Genomic DNA, 17,494 nt, shown 5'->3' with positions numbered 1-17,494 from the left:
GGTGTATGACACACGCTTACCGGGCCGCGCCGCGGCCCGGACGGCGCGCTAGCGCTGCGCGAACGGCTGGTCCGTGCGCACGATTTCGCGGCCGAGCGGCATCAAGGACACGGGGATCAGCTTGAAGTTGGCGACGCCCAGCGGGATGCCGATGATCGTGACGCACAGGAGGAAGCCCGTGACGATGTGGCCGAGCGCGAGCCACCAGCCCGCCAGGACCAGCCACAGGACGTTGCCGACGCAGGACGGCGCGCCCGCGTCGCGGCGCTCAACTGTCGTGTACCCGAAGGGCCACAGGGCATAGCGGCCGATGCGGAAGCTGGCGAGGCCGAACGGGATGCCGATGATCGTGATGCACAGGATCAGCCCCGCCACGAGATAGCCGAGGAACATCCAGAAGCCGCACAGGACGAGCCAAATGACGTTGAGGATTGTCTTCACTGGTGGCGACCTGCCATCTGCTCGAGCCGGGCAATGCGCTCCGCCATCGGCGGGTGCGTGGAAAACATCTTGGACATGCCCTGCCCCGGACGGAAAGGGTTCGCAATCATCATGTGACTTGCCGTCTCAAGGCGTGGCTCGGGCGGCAGCGGAAGCTGCTTGGTGCCCGCGTCGAGCTTACGCAGGGCGCTCGCGAGGGCCAGTGGGTCCCCCGTCAGCTGCGCGCCGGACGCGTCGGCCTCGTACTCCCTGGAGCGGCTGATCGCGAGTTGGATGACGGAGGCGGCCAGGGGTCCCAGGAGCATGATCAGGAGCATGCCGAAGATGCCGGGGCCTTCGTTGTCGTTCGACCTGCCGATCGGGATCAGCCAGGCGAAGTTGACCAGGAACATGATCACCGAGGCGAGTGCACCGGCGACCGACGAGATCAGGATGTCGCGGTTGTAGACGTGGCTGAGCTCGTGGCCGATGACGCCGCGCAGCTCGCGCTCGTCCAGGAGGCGCAGGATGCCGTCGGTGCAGCACACCGCCGCGTTGCGCGGATTGCGGCCCGTCGCGAACGCGTTCGGTGCCTCGGTGGGCGAGATGTAGAGACGGGGCATGGGCTGGCGGGCCTGGGTCGAGAGCTCGCGGACCATGCGGTACAGCTCGGGTGCCTCGAATTCGCTCACCGGGCGCGCGCGCATGGCACGCAGGGCCAGCTTGTCGCTGTTCCAGTACGCGTACGCGTTGGTGCCGAGCGCCACGAAGAGCGCGACGATCAAGCCCGTACGTCCGAAGAAACTGCCGATGACGAGGATGAGAGCGGACAGTCCCCCGAGGAGTACGGCGGTCTTCAGCCCGTTGTGCCGGCGGTGCACGGTACGCCCTCCTGTGGTGCGTGGGGGAACCCTCTGTCTACTGGTGCTTCCACTCTTCAGTGGACCCTCCCGTACTGGTCAACGCCAGGCGGGGAGCACTAGTTCCCTTGTGCGCGCAGGAGCGATGTGGGCCGCTCGGGTGATGCCCGAGCGGCCCTGTGGAGACCTTGTGGAGAAGGCGAACGCGTCAGAAGAGGCCGGTGTCGGAGAACCTCAGGACGAGCTGCGGCGCGCCGGAGAGCGCGATGCCGAGGACCGCGGTCAGGGCGATGGCCGCCGTCAGGGGCGCGGGGACGCGGTGCTTGACCGGCTCGCCCTCGGGGGCGCGGAAGAGCAGCGCGGTCCACTGGAGGTAGTAGAAGAGGGCGATCACCACGTTCACGGCCATCACCACGGTGAGCCAGCCCAGGCCCGCGTCGACCGCCGCCGAGAAGACGGTGACCTTCGCGAAGAGGCCGATGATGCCCGGCGGCAGGCCCGCGAGGCAGAGCAGGAAGAAGCCGAGCACCAGGGCCGCGAGGGGGCTCCTCGCGTACAGGCCCCGGTAGTCGCTGACGCGGTTCAGGCGCTGGGTGCGGCCGACGAGCGCGGCGACGGCGAAGGCTCCGAGGTTCACGGCCGCGTACATCAGGGCGTACGCGACGGTGGAGCCGATGGCCTTCTCGGCCTCGGCGGGGTTGTCGGCGTATCCGGCGGCGGCGATCGGCACCAGGAGGTATCCCGCCTGGCCGACCGATGACCAGGCGAGCAGCCGGACCGCGCTGTACGCGCGCGTGGACTGCTGGCGCAGCGCCGCCACGTTGCCCGCGGTCATGGTGAGGGCGGCGAGCACGGCCAGTGCGGGGCCCCACACGTCCGCGTACGAGGGGAAGGCGACGACGGTGACGAGGATCAGGCCGGTGAAGCCGACCGCCTTGCCGACCACGGAGAGGTAGGCCGCCACCGGCAAGGGGGCGCCCACGTAGGTGTCGGGCACCCAGAAGTGGAAGGGCACGGCGGCCACCTTGAAGGCGAAGCCGACCAGGGTGAGGGCGACGCCGGTCTGGGCGAGCGTGTCCAGCTGTCCGTCGACGTGCTGGAGCTCTTCGGCGATCTCCGTGAGGTGCAGGGTGCCGGTGGCGGCGTACACGAAGCTGACGCCCATCAGCGTCACGGCGGTCGCGGTGACCGAGGAGAGGAAGAACTTCAGGGCCGCTTCGGAGGACCGCTTGTCGCCGTGCCGCAGGCCCACGAGCGCGAAGGCGGGCAGCGAGGCGACTTCGAGGGCGACGATCAGGGTCGCCAGGTCACGCGACGCCGGCAGCAGTGCGGCACCCGCGGCGGAGGAGAGCAGCAGGAACCAGAACTCCCCTTCGGGGAGTTCCTTCTCCGTGCCGTTCGCGTCCTTGAGCGCGGTCATCGAGAGCAGCGCGGCCAGCAGGGCGCCGCCGAGTACGAGCAGCTGGATGACGAGCGTGAAGCGGTCGGCGGTGTAGCTGCAGGCGTCCGCGCCGCCGGTCAGGCAGAACGTCGAACGGTCGTCGTTCAGGATCGGCAGCAGGGAGAGCGCGGCGACGGCGAGGCCCGCCACGGAGATCCAGCCGAGCAGCGCCTTCTTCTTGTCGCCCACGAAGAGGTCGGCGACGAGCACGAGGAGACCGACGACGGCCGCGATGGTGGGCGGAGCGATCGCGAGCCAGTCGACGGACTGGACGACGCCGGCGGCGCTTTCGGCGGCCACGGTCACGACTTGCCTCCTGAGAGGAGCTGCTGCACGGCCGGGTCGGTGAGGCCGAGCAGAGCGGCGGGCCAGAGTCCGGCGAGGACGGTGAGGGCGACGAGCGGGGTCCAGGCGGCGAACTCATAGCCCTGGACGTCGGCGAGCGCCGGAGTATCGGTCGTGGCGGCGCCCTGGGGCATCGGGCCCATGCAGACGCGGCGTACGACGATGAGCATGTACGCGGCGGTGAGCAGGGTGCCGAAGGCGGCGATCGCCATGAAGGTGAGGAAGGCGGGGCGGCTGAGGTCGTCGGCGGGCTTGAACGCGCCGAACAGGGCGAGCATTTCGCCCCAGAACCCGGCCAGGCCCGGCAGGCCGAGCGAGGCGACGGCGCCGAAGGCGAGGAGGCCGCCGAGGCGGGGTGCCTTGCCGTAGAGCGCGGCGCCCGATTCCTGCGCGAGGGTGTCGAGGTCGCTGGTGCCGGTGCGGTCCTTGAGGGCGCCGACGAGGAAGAACAGCAGGCCGGTGATGAGGCCGTGCGCGATGTTGGCGAACAGCGCGCCGTTCACGCCGGTCGGGCTCATCGTCGAGATGCCGAGCAGGACGAAGCCCATGTGGCCCACGGACGAGTACGCGATGAGGCGCTTGAGGTCGCCCTTCGCGCCCTGCTTGGCGAGGGCGAGGCAGGCGAGCGAGCCGTAGATGATCCCGACGACCGCGAAGGCGGCGAGGTACGGCGCGAAGGTGTGCATCCCGTCGGGCGTGACCGGCAGCAGGATCCGGACGAAGCCGTACGTGCCCATCTTCAGCATCACACCGGCCAGCAGGACCGAGCCGACGGTGGGCGCGGCGGTGTGCGCGTCCGGCAGCCAGCTGTGCAGCGGCCACATCGGCGTCTTGACCGCGAGCCCGATCCCGATCGCCAGAACGGCGATGACCTGCACGGATGTGGTCAGCCCGCGGCCGTTGTCAGTGGCGAGTGCCACCATGTCGAATGTGCCGGACTTGAGGCCGATGAGAAGGAGACCGAGCAGCATCACGACGGAGCCGAGAAGCGTGTAGAGGATGAACTTCCAAGCCGCCTGCGTGCGTTGGGCGCCGCCCCAGCGGGCGATGAGGAAGTACATCGGGATGAGGACCATCTCGAACGCCAGGAAGAACAGCAGCAGATCGAGGACGGCGAAGGTCGCGAGGGTGCCGGACTCGAGCACGAGGATCAGCGCGACGAATGCCTTGGGAGACGGGCCCGACGGCATTTTGAAGTAGGAGTACAGCGCGCAGAGGAAGGTCAGCAGCGCGGTCAGGACCAGGAGGGGGAGCGAGATGCCGTCGATGCCGAGGTGGATGCGCACGTCGAGTGCGGGGATCCAGCTGATATCGGTCGTGGCCTGCATCTTTGACGGGTGGTCATGGTCGAAGCCGAGCGCCAGGACGATCGCCGCGATGAGGATCACGCCGGTCACGACCACGCCGTGGCGCAGCACCGCCTGGTCGGGCGACTTCCCCTTCAGTCCGGGCGGGGCCGGGAGCAGGGCGGCCACGGCGCCGATGAGCGGGCCGACCACGATCAACGCCAGAAGAAGCTGCATCACGGATTCACTGATATCGATCACGGCTGCTCACGCTCCGACGGTGGCGACGAGGACGGCGGCGACAGCCAGGACGACGGTGCCTGCGAGCAGCGCGCTCAGGTAGGTCTGCACGTTGCCGGTCTGCGCGCGGCGGACGGCCGCGCCGAGCCAGCGGGGTGCGGTGCCCGCGCCGCGTACGTACGTGTCGACAACCTCGCGGTCGAGGAACCGGACGAGGCGCGCGGCGGCCTGGACGGGGCGCACGAACAGCGCGGCGTAGAGGGCGTCGAGGTGGAAGCCGACGGCGGCGTGCCGGTGCAGCGGGCCGAGCAGGAGGCGGCCCGGGTCGGCCGGGTCGTGGGCTGCGGCCACGTCTCCGTAGGCCGGTTCGTGCGAGGCGATGGCCTCGGCCTCGACCAGGCCTCCGTCGGCACCCGCGTCGGCGGCGACCGCGCCCATCGGGTGGCGGACGGCGAGCGCCGTGGTGTGCCGCCACGCGCCGTACGTGACGAGCCCGCCGACGAGGGCGAGTCCCGTGCCGAGGACGGAGGTGGTGAGGGTCGGGGTGAGCGAGTGGCCGTCGAACCAGTCCGGCAGGACGCCGACGGTGAGGCCGAAGGCGAGTGAGGGCACGGCGAGCACCCAGAGCACGGCGGTCATCGTGACGGGCTGGCGGCCGTGGTCCGGGGCTTCTGGACCCTGGCCGTTGAAGGCGAGGAGCCACAGGCGCGTCGCGTAGGCCGCGGTGAGCAGGGCGGTGACGAGACCGGCGACGAGGACGATCCAGCCCGCCGCGGTGGGGGCGGTCTCGGAGTGTCCGGTGGCCGCGTGCTCGGCGGCGCCCAGGACGGCTTCCTTGGAGAAGAAGCCGCTGAACGGCGGGATCGCGGCGAGCGCGAGGAGCGCCACGGTCATCGTCCAGAAGGCGTCGGGCACCCGGTCGCGCAGGCCCTTCATGCGGGACATCGCGGCGAGGGAGTTGGTGCCGGCGGCGTGGATGATCACGCCCGCGCCGAGGAAGAGGAGCGCCTTGAAGGCGCCGTGCGACAGGAGGTGGAAGACGGCGGCGCCGCGGTCGCCGACGGCGAGGGCGCCGGTCAGATAGCCGAGCTGGCCGATCGTCGAGTAGGCGAGGACCCGCTTGATGTCGTCCTGGGCGAGCGCGGCCAGGGCCGATCCCGCCATCGTGACGGCGGCCATGACGGCGAGGACGACCAGGGCTGCCGACGAGGCGGCGAAGACCGGGAGGAGCCGGGCCACGAAGTAGACACCGGCGGCGACCATCGTCGCGGCGTGGATGAGCGCGGAGACGGGGGTCGGGCCGGCCATCGCGTCGGGCAGCCAGGTGTGCAGCGGGAACTGCGCGGACTTGCCCGCCACACCGGCGAGGAGCAGCAGGGCGATCAGCGTCGGGTGGTCGAGTCCGCCGTCGGCGACCTTCGCGAGGATCGTCGTGATGCGGAACGACCCGGCGTCGACGGCGAGCGCGAACAGGCCGATCAGGAAGGGGACGTCGCCGAGCTTGGTGACCAGGAAGGCCTTGAGGGAGGCGGCGCGGGCTTCGGGCGTCTCCCAGTAGTGGCCGACGAGGAAGTACGAGCAGATGCCCATGATCTCCCAGCCGACCAGGAGCACCATCAGGTCGCCGGAGTAGACGACGAGCAGCATCGCGGAGGTGAAGAGGGAGACGAGAGCGGCGTACGAGGGGTAGCGCGGGTCGTCGCGCAGGTAGCCCGTCGAGTAGATCTGCACGCAGGAGGCGACGACGCCGACCAGGACGGCGACCAGGGCGGCGAAGCCGTCGATGTGCAGGGCGAGTTCGATGGGGACCGAGCCGGTCGGGGTGAGCTCGGTGGCGGAGTCGATGTCGGCGCCGCCGCCGTGACGGGCCGCGGCCAGGACGGCGATGACCAGCGCCACCAGGGTGGGCAGCACCGCGAGGGGGCGTACGAGACCCGGGACGGTGCGGCCGAGCAGCAGTCCTGCGACCGCGCCGAGGAACGGCAGGAGGGGGACGAGTACGGCGAGGGTGGTCGTGGTCACGCGGTGGCCTCAGCCTTCTGTGCCGGGGCGGGCTCTTCGCCGACGGCGTCCTCGACGTCAGGGCCCTCGGCGGTGTCGCGGAGTTCGTCGACGGCGGAGGAGCCGCGGTTGCGGTAGACCGCAAGGACGATCGCGAGGCCGATGCCGATCTCCGCCGCGGCGATGGCGATGGTGAAGAGGGTCAGGGCCTGGCCGGAGTGGAGGGCGTCGCGGAGCCAGACGTCGAAGGCGACCAGGTTGAGGTTGACGGCGTTGAGCATCAGCTCGACGGACATCAGGACCAGGATCGCGTTGCGGCGTGCGAGGACTCCGTACAGGCCTACGCAGAAGAGGAGGACGGCCAGGACGGCGGGATAGGCGAGGTGCATCAGCGCTGCTCCTTGTCGCTGGGGGCACCGGTCGTGGGGCTGTCGCCGGGGGCGCCGTTCTGACGGGTCTGGCGAGGCAGGCGGGTCATGCGGGCGTTCCTGCGGGAGAGGACGATCGCGCCGACCAGGGCGGCGAGGAGCAGGACCGAGAGGGCCTCGAAGGGCAGCACCCAGTGCCGGAAGAGGAACTGTCCGGTCACGGCGGTGGAGCCCTGGGCCTCGTCGGCGGCGCGGTCGAGGTCGATCCAGGTCGTCCGGAAGGCGTCGACGACGACCCAGACCAGGGCGGCCGCCGCGAGGACGGCCACCGCGAGCGCGACGGGGCGGTTGCCCGAATCGGCGTCCGGGGAGCGGCCGATGGGGGCCCGCGTCAGCATCAGACCGAAGAGGAGGAGGACGACGACGGAGCCGACGTAGATGAGGACCTGCACCCAGGCGATGAACTCTGCGGTGAGCAGGAGGTACTCGACGGCCAGGCCGCCGAGCGTCGCCACCAGCCACAGGGCGGCGTGCACCAGCTGCTTGGTGGTGACGGTGACGATCGCCGAGCCGAGGGTGACGAGGCCGACCAGGAGGAAGGCGATCTCCACTCCCGTCGGGGAGAGGAAGCCCTGGGGGGCGTTGGCGGCCAGAGGGGCCAGAGGGGCGGTTGCTGCGAGGGTCACGCGTCTCCCTCCGGTCCGGCTGCTTCGGCTTCCTGGGCGGCGGCCAGCTTCTCCGCCGTCTTGCGGGCGGTGGCGATCTCCTTGGGCTCCTCGGCCGCGGGGTCAAGGGCCGGCGGGGCGGGGACCGTCCACATCCAGTCGCGGAGCTTGTCGCGCTCGTGGGTGAGTTCGTGGATGTCGGTCTCGGCGTACTCGAACTCCGGGGACCAGAACAGTGCGTCGAAGGGGCAGACCTCGATGCAGATGCCGCAGTACATGCAGAGGGAGAAGTCGATGGCGAAGCGGTCGAGGACGTTGCGGCTGCGCTCGCGGCCGCCTTCGACGGCCGGCGGGACCGTCTCCTTGTGGGAGTCGATGTAGATGCACCAGTCCGGGCACTCCCGGGCGCAGAGCATGCAGACCGTGCAGTTCTCCTCGAAGAGACCGATGACGCCCCGGGTGCGGGGCGGGAGTTCGGGCTGGTGCTCCGGGTACTGCTCGGTGACGGTCTTCTTCGTCATCGTGCGGAGGGTGACGGCGAGGCCCTTGGCCAGGCCGCTGCCAGGGATCGGAGGCATTAGTTGATCGCCACCTTCACGATTCCGGTGAGCGCGATCTGCGCGAGGGCGAGCGGGACGAGGAGGGTCCAGGAGAGCTTCTGGAGCTGGTCCTCGCGGAGACGGGGGTAGCTGACGCGCAGCCAGATCACGAGGAAGGCGAGTACGCCCGTCTTCAGGAGGGTCCAGACCCAGCCGAGGCCGTCGGCGCCCCAGGGGCCGTGCCAGCCGCCGAGGAAGAGGACGGTGGTGAGACCGCACAGGACGACGATTCCGGCGTACTCGGCGAGGAGGAAGAGGGCGAAGCGCAGGCCCGTGTACTCGGTGTACGCACCGAAGATGATCTCTGAGTCGGCGACCGGCATGTCGAAGGGCGGGCGCTGGAGTTCGGCGAGGCCCGCGACGAAGAAGACGAGGGCGCCGACGATCTGCCAGGGCAGCCACCACCACTCGAAGGCGTTGAGGATGCCGGGCAGCGACACCGTCCCCGCCGCCATCGCGACCGAGGCCGCGGCGAGCAGCATCGGGAGTTCGTACGCGAGGAGCTGGGCGGCGGTGCGCAGGCCGCCGAGGAGGGAGAACTTGTTGGCGCTTGCCCAGCCCGCCATGAGCGAGCCGAGTACGCCGACGCCCATGACCGCGAGCACGAAGAAGATGCCCGCGTCGACGAGTTGACCGACGGCGCCTTCGCTCGGGCCGATGGGGATGGCCACCAGGACGAGGAGGTAGGGCAGCAGGGCGACGGCGGGGGCGAGCTGGAAGATGCGGCGGTCGGCCTCGGCCGGTACGACGTCTTCCTTCTGCGCGAACTTGACTCCGTCGGCGACGAGCTGGGCCCAGCCGTGGAAGCCGCCCGCGTACATGGGGCCGAGGCGGCCCTGCATGTGGGCCATCACCTTGTGCTCGGTCTGGCCGATGACCAGGGGCAGGACGAGGAAGACGGCGAAGACGATGAGGAGACGCAGGGCGACGTCGAGCGCGTCGGTCACTCCGTGCCTCCTGGGCGGTCGTTGTCCTCGGGCTGGTCGTTGGCTTCGGGGCTGCTGTCTTCGGGACCGCTGTCTTCGGGACCGCTGTCTTCGGGACCGCTGTCTTCGGCGGTGTCGGCGGGCTTCTTGGTGTCCTCGAACGCCGGGCGGGCCTGGTGCCATGGGGCGTCGGAACTGGCTGAGGGTGCCTCGGGCTTGGCCTCGGCATCCGGTGCGGCCTCTGGCTTCGGCTCGGGTGCCGAAGCAGCCTCAGGCTCAGGCTTCGGCTCGGGCTTCGGCTCGGGCTTCGGCGTTGCCTCCGTCGCCGGTCGCTGTGACGCCGAGCCCTGGCTCACGCTGCGCGACCTGCGCGGAGCAGGCGCCTCCGGCTGCGCGCCCTCGGGCTGACCGGTGGCCGGCTGTGCACCCGCCGCCTGGCTCGCCGAGCCCTCGCCCGCCGTGCGTGCCCTGCGGACCGGGCGGTCGCCTGCCGCGCGGGCGGCGCCGCGGGCCGGGCGGGCCGGGGCCGCGGGGAGTTGGCCCTTCAGGGGGCCCCATTCGTTCGGGTCGGGTACGCCGGGAGGCAGCATCTGGCGGCGCTTGGGACCGCCGTGCTCCGACTCCCCCGGCTCCTTCGCGCCGGGCCACGCCTTCGCGACCCGCGCCGCCAGGACGAAGTCCTTGCGCAGGGGGTGGCCTTCGAAGGTGTCCGGCAGGAGCAGCGGCACCAGGTGCGGGTGGCCCTCGAAAGCGACGCCGAACATCTCGTGCGTCTCGCGCTCGTGCCACGCCGCGCCCGCGTAGACGTCGACCGCGGTCGGCAGGACCGGGGCGTCGTGCGGGACGGTCGTACGGATGAGGAGGCGACGTACCGGAGAGAGGGCGACGACGTGGGCCGAGACGAGAAAGCCCGTGCCCGGTTCGTCGACGGCGCTCAGCCAGTCGAAGTAGGTGCAGGTCAGGGTCGTGCGCGCGGTTTCGAGCGCCGCGATCCACGAGCTCGGCGGGACGTCGACCGTCAGGAGGTCGTACGACTCGTCCGCCGTGGCCTCCGTGCCGAAGAGCTCCTCGACGGGGCTCGGCAGCCAGCCGGTCATGCCTTCCCCTCCCCTGCCACGGACCCGGACGCGGACTCGGACGCACCCGGCACCGGCGGCTTCACGAGTCCGCTCTGCAGAGCCGCCGCCGAAGGGCGTCCACCATTGCCGTACCGCTCCGCAAGCGACTCCCGAGCGATCTTCTCCTGGAGCTTGAGGATGCCCTGGAGCAGCGCCTCGGGACGGGGCGGGCAGCCGGGTACGTACACATCGACCGGAATGATCTGGTCGACGCCCTTGGTCACCGCGTACGAATCCCAGTACGGACCGCCGCAGTTGGAGCAGGCGCCGAAGGAGATGACGTACTTGGGCTCGGGCATCTGCTCGTACAGACGCTTCACGGCCGGGGCCATCTTGTCCGTGACCGTGCCCGACACCACCATCAGGTCGGCCTGGCGCGGGCCGGGCGCGAACGGGATCACGCCGAGCCGGATGAAGTCGTGCCGGGCCATGGAGGCGGCGATGAACTCGATGGCGCAACAGGCGAGGCCGAAGTTGAAGACCCACAGCGAGTACCGGCGGCCCCAGTTGAGGACCACCTTCATCGGCTCGGGTGCCAGGCGCGAGAGCACGCCCAGCTTCTGCGGCTCGGGCGTGGGGAGCAGGGTCGGCTCGGGCAGGAGCACGGGCTCCGGGGTCACGTCCATGTCAGGACGCCCTTCTTGTATGCGTACAGCAGGCCCACGGTCAGGAAGCCGAGGAAGATGAACATCTCCACCAGCGTCGTCGCACCGTAGCCGGGCGCGGCGAATACCGTCGCCCAGGGGAAGAGGAAGATCGAGTCGACGGCGAAGATGACATAGAGGAACGCGTAGACGTAGTAGCGGACCTGGGTGTGGGCCCAGCCGTCGCCGACCGGGTCGACGCCGCACTCGTACGTCAGGAGCTTCTCGGGCGTCGGCACGACGGGCCGCAGCAGCCGCCCCGCGCCGAAGGCGACGGCGACGAACAGCACGCCGACGACGGCGAGCAGTCCGACGACGGAGTACGACTGGTAGTAGCTCGCCGCGACGTCTCTCACGTGCACGTCAGCCCCTCACTCCCTGACCGCCTCTGACACTCATCACTGTTCGACGATCTGTACGCACGGGAGTCTAGGGCCTGCTAAAGACGAGGTAAGCAGAGCGTCACGCATCGGCAAGGACTGATCGGCCGTGATGGGGCACCTCGGGTGAACCGCGAGTGCACCGCGGGTGCACCGACGGGTGGGGTTATCCCCCGGGAGTCCGGGCGGCCCTCCTCATGGCATCGCGGCGACAAGCCGTGCACTCTGGCGCGTATGACCGCAAGCACCAGGCCCTCGTCCACGCCACCGCCACCGCCCGCGCGCTTCGCGGCGTACGACCGGCAGACCTGGAAGGAGATCGCGCACCTCCTCGCCAACCTGCCGCTGGGCGTGGCCGGTTTCGTCTATGTGGTCGTGACGCTCGCGGCCGGCGGCGGTCTCGCCGTGACGGTCGTCGGCCTGCCGCTGCTCGCGGGCGCGCTGCTCGGTGCGCGCCTCATCGGCACGTGGGAGCGGGCGCGGGCGCGGAAGCTGCTCGGGCTGCGGATCGACGAGCCGAGTCCGATGCCGAGGCAGCGGGGGCACGGCTTCTTCAGCTGGCTGTGGACGAGCCTGAAGGATCCGGTCGGCTGGCGCACGATGCTGTACTCGTTCATGCGGCTGCCCTGGGGCGTGGTGACCTTCACCGTCAGCATGGTCGGGCTCTTCGTGCTGTGGCCGGTGCTCCCTTACATCGTGCGCGGACTGACCAACGCCGATCGCGCGATGGTGCGCGGACTTCTCTCGCCCTCCGACGAACTGGAGCGGCGCATCGTCGAGTTGGAGTCGGACCGCGGAGTCGTGGTCGACACGGCGGCGGCCGACCTGCGCCGCATCGAGCGCGACCTGCACGACGGGGCACAGGCCCGCCTGGTGGCGCTCGCCATGGGGCTCGGTCTGGCCAAGGAGAAACTCCTGGAGGGGCAGGCCGACGACACGGTGGCGGCGATGGTCGACGAGGCGCACGGCGAGGTGAAGCTCGCCCTCCAGGAGCTGCGCGACCTCGCCCGCGGCATCCACCCCGCGGTCCTCACCGACCGCGGCCTGGACGCGGCGCTGTCCTCGCTGGCCGCCCGGTGCACGGTCCCGGTGAAGGTGACGGCCGATCTGCCGTCGCGCCCGGCCGCGGCGATCGAGGGCAGCGCGTACTTCACGGTCTCCGAGCTCCTGCAGAACGTCAGCAAGCACAGCGGGGCGCGTACGGCGTCCGTGGAGGTGTGGCGCGCCGATCAGCGCCTCCTCATCCAGGTGTGGGACGACGGCCGGGGCGGCGCGAGTCTGGACGGGGGCACGGGCATGGCGGGGCTCGCGGACCGGCTCGGCGCGGTCGACGGCCTGTTCGTGATCGACTCCCCGGAGGGCGGGCCCACGACGATCACGGCGGAGCTGCCGTGGCGGGACCGGGACCACGCAGCCCAGGGGTGACGCCCGGGATGATGGCCGGGGTAGGGAAAACCCCCGGTCCAAGACACCTACGCACCACATGGTCCGGATCAGCCTCGGCCAGCACTCTGGAGATACCGCGGGAACCGCGGACCGCAGACCACGAACCGCGAACCGCAGACCGAGCAGAAACGGACGACACCGATGGCCACGGAGTACGGACAGGAGTACGGACGCATGGACCGTTCGGAGTTCCGGGGATCCGACCTCGACGAGCGGCGGCCCCGCGTCCCCGCCGGGCTGCGCGCGCCGATCGAGGCCCGTGCCTGGAAGGAATTCGGCTATGTGCTCCTGAGCCTGCCGATCAGCATCGTCACATTCACGTTCGCGGTCACGATGCTGTCGCTCGGCGTCGGCCTGCTGATCACGTTCATCGGCATCCCGGTGCTCGCCGCCGGGCTCGCCGCCTGCCGCGGCTTCGGCTCCCTGGAGCGGGTGCGGGCACGGGCGCTGCTCGACGTGGAGGTGGCGAACCCGGAGCCGCTGCGGCCCAAGGGCGGCGGCCCGATGGCGTGGATGGGCGCCGTGCTCAAGAGCGGCGTCTCCTGGCGGCACGTCCTCTACTCCGTCCTCCACATGCCGTGGGCGGTCTTCTCCTTCACCGTGTCGGTGGCCTTCTGGACGTACGGCTGGGCGATGCTCACGTACCCGCTGTGGCAGTGGCTCTTCCCGCTGTACGGCGGCCAGGGCGGCATCCAGCTCTACGGCGACGACAACCACCGCATCTATCTGGACAACCCCTTCGAGATCGGCGTCACCGCCCTCACCGGCCTGCTGATCACGCTGGCCACGCCCTGGATCATCCGGGCCCTGACCACCGTCGACCGCGTCATGGTCGTCGGTCTGCTCGGCCCCTCCAGCCTGGCGACGCGCGTCGTCGAGCTGGAGTCGGACCGCGGAGTCGTCGTCGACACGGCGGCGGCCGACCTGCGCCGCATCGAGCGCGACCTGCACGACGGCGCACAGGCCCGCCTGGTGGCGCTCGCCATGGACCTGGGTCTCGCCAAGGAGAAGCTGACGGAGGACCCGGAGGCCGCGGCCCGCATGGTGGGCGAGGCGCACGGCGAGGTGAAGGTCGCCCTCCAGGAGCTGCGCGACCTCGCCCGCGGCATCCACCCCGCGGTCCTGACCGACCGCGGCCTGGACGCGGCGCTGTCCTCGCTGGCCGCCCGGTGCACGGTCCCGGTCCAGGTCGAGGTGGACCTGCCCGCGCGGCCCGCCGCCGCGATCGAGGGCATCGCGTACTTCACGGTCTCCGAGCTCCTGCAGAACATCAGCAAGCACGCGCGGGCGACCCGTGGCTCGGTCGACGTCTGGCAGGTCGAGGACCGGCTGATGCTCCAGGTCTCCGACGACGGGGCCGGGGGCGCGGATGTGACCGGTGGCTCCGGTCTCGGCGGCCTGGCTGAGCGCCTCGACGCCGTCGACGGGATTCTGGTCGTGGACTCCCCCGTGGGCGGGCCCACGACCGTGACGGCGGAGCTGCCCTGGCGGGCGTAGACCGTCCCGCCGCCTCGCGGCGGATCTTTCCCACTCACCCACCCGATTGCCCCGCAGCACAGGGCCATCGGGTGGGTTCCGCCGCGTCGGCCGCGAGTGAACACAGGCAAGCGGTATCTCCTCGAACCCCGTAACGCCCCTTCGTACGCGCGATACTGAGGTGCCGGGGGACAACCAGAATCGAATATGCCGGGGGGCCGTGAACGTGGAGGACAAAGTGCGGGTCGTCATCGCCGAGGATTCAGTGCTGCTGAGGGAGGGCCTGACCCGGTTGCTGACCGACCGCGGGCACGACGTCGTCGCGGGGGTGGGCGACGCGGAGGCGCTGATCAAGACGGTCAACGAACTCTCCGCGGAGGGCGCGCTGCCCGATGTGGTCGTCGCCGACGTGCGGATGCCGCCGACCCACACCGACGAGGGGGTGCGGGCCGCGGTGCATCTGCGCCACCAGTTCCCCGGGCTCGGGGTGCTCGTCCTCTCGCAGTACGTCGAGGAGCAGTACGCCACCGAACTCCTCGCCGGATCCAGCCGTGGCGTCGGCTATCTGCTCAAGGACCGTGTCGCCGAGGTACGCGAGTTCGTGGACGCGGTGGTGCGTGTCGCGCAGGGCGGCACCGCGCTCGACCCGGAGGTCGTGGCGCAGCTGCTCGGCCGCAGCCGCAAGCAGGACGTCCTCGCGGGGCTTACACCGCGCGAACGCGAGGTACTCGGTCTGATGGCCGAGGGGCGGACGAACTCCGCGGTCGCCCGGCAGTTGGTGGTGAGTGACGGGGCCGTCGAGAAGCACGTCAGCAACATCTTCCTGAAGCTGGGTCTCTCCCAGAGCGACGGGGACCACCGGCGCGTACTGGCGGTTCTCACCTACCTCAACTCCTAGCAATCTGACACCCTGTCAGATATTCGTTGCGGCGAGAGCCGGAGCGGGAGCCGGAGCAACGACAGCGCAAGCGCACGGAGAGCGAGTACGGAGAACAGTCCTAGAACCAAAGGATGAGTGGGGGGCGTCTTCCATGTCGGGCCGGGGGGCGAGGCACACCATGGCAAAACGGGGCATATGCACGTCTCAAAAGTGCGTCCGTCATGCGATCTACCCCGGGAAGGCGACCCTTACAGACGTAGGGTGGGCCTTGGGAAGGCCGGTCGCCCAGCCCTTCCCGCTCAGCCGCCCGAGGGAGGTCCAGTTCAGTGACCAGCCAGGTCAGTAGCCCAGCCGAGCAGGCCGATGGGGCAGTCGTCGGAGAGCAGCGCAAGCCTGCTGGTGAGAAGGACGTACGCCGTCTGGACCGGGTGATCATCCGCTTCGCGGGTGACTCCGGTGACGGTATGCAACTCACCGGTGACCGGTTCACTTCGGAGACGGCGTCCTTCGGGAACGACCTCTCGACACTGCCGAACTTCCCCGCCGAGATCCGTGCTCCTGCCGGGACCCTGCCGGGCGTCTCGTCCTTTCAGTTGCACTTCGCCGACCACGACATCCTCACGCCGGGCGACGCGCCGAACGTCCTCGTCGCGATGAACCCGGCGGCGCTGAAGGCGAACATCGCCGATGTGCCGCGGGGCGCGGAGATCATCGTCAACACGGACGAGTTCTCCAAACGGGCGATGCAGAAAGTCGGCTACGAGGTCTCGCCGCTGGAGGACGGCTCACTGGACGGCTACAGCGTCCACCCGGTGCCGCTGACGACACTCACGGTCGAGGCGCTCAAGGAGTTCGACCTCTCGCGCAAGGACGCGGGGCGCAGCAAGAACATGTTCGCCCTGGGGCTGCTGTCGTGGATGTACCACCGTCCGACCGAGGGCACCGAGAAGTTCCTGCGGGCGAAGTTCGCCAAGAAGCCGGACATCGCCGAGGCCAACATCACGGCCTTCCACGCCGGCTGGAACTTCGGCGAGACGACGGAGGACTTCGCGGTCTCGTACGAGGTGGCTCCGGCGACCAAGGCCTTCCCGGCGGGCACGTACCGCAACATCTCGGGGAACCTCGCCCTGTCGTACGGGCTGATCGCCGCGGGCCAACAGGCCGATCTGCCGCTCTACTTGGGCTCGTATCCGATCACTCCGGCCTCGGACATCCTGCACGAGCTGTCCAAGCACAAGAACTTCGGTGTCCGGACCTTCCAGGCCGAGGACGAGATCGCGGGCATCGGCGCCGCGCTCGGTGCGGCGTTCGGCGGCTCGCTCGCGGTGACGACGACGTCCGGGCCCGGTGTGGCGCTGAAGTCGGAGACCATCGGGCTCGCGGTCTCGCTCGAACTGCCGCTGCTGATCGTGGACATCCAGCGCGGTGGGCCTTCCACCGGCCTTCCGACCAAGACCGAGCAGGCGGATCTGCTCCAGGCCATGTTCGGGCGCAACGGCGAGGCACCGGTGCCGATCGTGGCACCGAAGACTCCCGCCGACTGCTTCGACGCCGCGATCGAGGCGGCCCGCATCGCGGTCACCTACCGCACGCCGGTCTTCCTCTTGAGCGACGGCTATCTGGCCAATGGCTCGGAGCCGTGGCGCATCCCCGACACCGATGAACTCCCGGACCTGCGCGTGCAGTTCGCCTCGGGGACCAACCACACCGAGGACGACGGCACCGAGGTGTTCTGGCCCTTCAAGCGCGACCCGCAGACACTGGCCCGTCCGTGGGCTATCCCCGGCACGCCCGGTCTCGAACACCGCATCGGCGGCATCGAGAAACAGGACGGTACCGGCAACATCTCGTACGACCCGGCCAACCACGACTTCATGGTCCGCACCCGCCAGGCCAAGGTCGACGGCATCGAGGTCCCGGACCTGGAGGTCGACGACGCGACCGGTGACGCCAAGTTGCTCGTCCTCGGCTGGGGTTCGACCTACGGCCCCATCACCGCGGCGGTACGCCGTCTGCGCGCGGTCGGCGAGAGCGTCGCGCAGGCCCATCTGCGCCACCTCAACCCGTTCCCGCGGAATCTGGGCGAGGTCCTGAAGCGTTACGACAAGGTGGTGATTCCCGAGATGAACCTCGGGCAGCTCGCCACACTGCTCCGCGCCAAGTACCTCGTGGACGCGGTCTCGTACAACCAGGTCAATGGAATGCCGTTCAAGGCCGAGCAGCTCGCCACGGCTCTCAAGGAGGCCATCAATGGCTGACACGAAGACCGAAGGCACCGGGAGCACGATCGAAGCGCTTTCCCTGGTGCCCAAGGCCGAGGCCAAGCAGTCCATGAAGGACTTCAAGTCCGACCAGGAGGTGCGCTGGTGCCCCGGCTGCGGTGACTACGCGGTCCTGGC

General features: G+C 70.1%; 16 protein-coding genes and 1 pseudogene. 5 read left to right on the top strand and 12 right to left on the bottom strand.

Going from position 1 to position 17,494, the window contains the following annotated elements:
* Nucleotides 1-48: 48 nt before the first annotated feature.
* The 12 genes from ABZ833_RS42290 to ABZ833_RS42235 form a co-directional block, all read right to left on the bottom strand.
* Nucleotides 49-441, bottom strand: coding sequence for a YccF domain-containing protein (locus ABZ833_RS42290; RefSeq protein ID WP_361058738.1), 393 nt, complete (start codon nt 439-441; stop codon nt 49-51).
* The gene (gene htpX, locus ABZ833_RS42285) at nt 438-1,301 is read right to left on the bottom strand and encodes a zinc metalloprotease HtpX (protein WP_249588360.1); all 864 of its coding nucleotides are present in this window, start codon (nt 1,299-1,301) and stop codon (nt 438-440) included. Before htpX ends, ABZ833_RS42290 begins: the two co-directional genes overlap by 4 nt.
* A gap of 187 nt (nt 1,302-1,488) precedes the next feature.
* Nucleotides 1,489-3,027: an NADH-quinone oxidoreductase subunit N gene (locus ABZ833_RS42280; RefSeq protein WP_361058736.1), complete on the bottom strand. Its 1,539-nt coding sequence runs from the start codon at nt 3,025-3,027 to the stop codon at nt 1,489-1,491.
* Entirely contained in the window at nt 3,024-4,613 is a 1,590-nt protein-coding gene (locus ABZ833_RS42275; protein WP_361058734.1) for an NADH-quinone oxidoreductase subunit M, read from the bottom strand. Before ABZ833_RS42275 ends, ABZ833_RS42280 begins: the two co-directional genes overlap by 4 nt.
* A 6-nt stretch (nt 4,614-4,619) precedes the next feature.
* Nucleotides 4,620-6,614 (bottom strand): NADH-quinone oxidoreductase subunit L, encoded by a 1,995-nt coding sequence (locus tag ABZ833_RS42270; protein WP_361058732.1) that lies wholly within the window; start codon nt 6,612-6,614, stop codon nt 4,620-4,622.
* Nucleotides 6,611-6,982, bottom strand: a complete 372-nt coding sequence (gene nuoK, locus ABZ833_RS42265) for an NADH-quinone oxidoreductase subunit NuoK (protein WP_361058730.1) — start codon at nt 6,980-6,982, stop codon at nt 6,611-6,613. Before nuoK ends, ABZ833_RS42270 begins: the two co-directional genes overlap by 4 nt.
* Nucleotides 6,982-7,647, bottom strand: a complete 666-nt coding sequence (locus ABZ833_RS42260; RefSeq protein ID WP_361058728.1) for an NADH-quinone oxidoreductase subunit J — start codon at nt 7,645-7,647, stop codon at nt 6,982-6,984. The genes nuoK and ABZ833_RS42260 overlap by 1 nt, the downstream gene beginning before the upstream one ends.
* Entirely contained in the window at nt 7,644-8,204 is a 561-nt protein-coding gene (locus ABZ833_RS42255) for an NADH-quinone oxidoreductase subunit I (RefSeq protein WP_361058726.1), read from the bottom strand. Before ABZ833_RS42255 ends, ABZ833_RS42260 begins: the two co-directional genes overlap by 4 nt.
* Nucleotides 8,204-9,172, bottom strand: coding sequence for a complex I subunit 1 family protein (locus ABZ833_RS42250; RefSeq protein ID WP_361058724.1), 969 nt, complete (start codon nt 9,170-9,172; stop codon nt 8,204-8,206). Before ABZ833_RS42250 ends, ABZ833_RS42255 begins: the two co-directional genes overlap by 1 nt.
* Nucleotides 9,169-10,248, bottom strand: a complete 1,080-nt coding sequence (locus tag ABZ833_RS42245) for an NADH-quinone oxidoreductase subunit C (protein WP_361058722.1) — start codon at nt 10,246-10,248, stop codon at nt 9,169-9,171. The genes ABZ833_RS42250 and ABZ833_RS42245 overlap by 4 nt, the downstream gene beginning before the upstream one ends.
* Nucleotides 10,245-10,895 carry an NADH-quinone oxidoreductase subunit B family protein gene (locus ABZ833_RS42240; RefSeq protein WP_361058720.1) on the bottom strand — a complete coding sequence of 217 codons (651 nt, stop codon included), beginning with the start codon at nt 10,893-10,895 and terminating at the stop codon, nt 10,245-10,247. Before ABZ833_RS42240 ends, ABZ833_RS42245 begins: the two co-directional genes overlap by 4 nt.
* The gene (locus ABZ833_RS42235) at nt 10,886-11,269 is read right to left on the bottom strand and encodes an NADH-quinone oxidoreductase subunit A (protein WP_361058814.1); all 384 of its coding nucleotides are present in this window, start codon (nt 11,267-11,269) and stop codon (nt 10,886-10,888) included. Before ABZ833_RS42235 ends, ABZ833_RS42240 begins: the two co-directional genes overlap by 10 nt.
* Nucleotides 11,270-11,527: 258 nt before the next feature.
* Here ABZ833_RS42235 and ABZ833_RS42230 point away from each other — a divergent pair, with 258 nt between their 5' ends.
* From ABZ833_RS42230 to ABZ833_RS42210, 5 genes and pseudogenes are all read left to right on the top strand, one after another.
* Entirely contained in the window at nt 11,528-12,718 is a 1,191-nt protein-coding gene (locus tag ABZ833_RS42230; protein ID WP_361058718.1) for a sensor domain-containing protein, read from the top strand.
* A gap of 162 nt (nt 12,719-12,880) precedes the next feature.
* Nucleotides 12,881-14,236, top strand: a complete 1,356-nt coding sequence (locus ABZ833_RS42225) for a sensor domain-containing protein (protein WP_361058716.1) — start codon at nt 12,881-12,883, stop codon at nt 14,234-14,236.
* Between the two features lie 217 nt (nt 14,237-14,453).
* On the top strand, nt 14,454-15,113 hold the full coding sequence (locus tag ABZ833_RS42220) for a response regulator transcription factor (RefSeq protein WP_361058812.1): 660 nt from the start codon (nt 14,454-14,456) through the stop codon (nt 15,111-15,113).
* A gap of 308 nt (nt 15,114-15,421) precedes the next feature.
* Nucleotides 15,422-17,353 (top strand): 2-oxoacid:acceptor oxidoreductase subunit alpha, encoded by a 1,932-nt coding sequence (locus ABZ833_RS42215; protein ID WP_361058714.1) that lies wholly within the window; start codon nt 15,422-15,424, stop codon nt 17,351-17,353.
* Nucleotides 17,346-17,494, top strand: a pseudogene (locus ABZ833_RS42210) (2-oxoacid:ferredoxin oxidoreductase subunit beta); the annotation flags it as partial. The gene ABZ833_RS42215 and the pseudogene ABZ833_RS42210, both read left to right, overlap by 8 nt.

The organism is Streptomyces sp. NPDC047525 (assembly GCF_040643025.1).
GTDB lineage: Bacteria > Actinomycetota > Actinomycetes > Streptomycetales > Streptomycetaceae > Streptomyces > Streptomyces durmitorensis.
The sequence above is the reverse complement of the archived record's forward strand: the minus strand, read 5'-3'. Positions and strand labels throughout refer to the sequence as shown.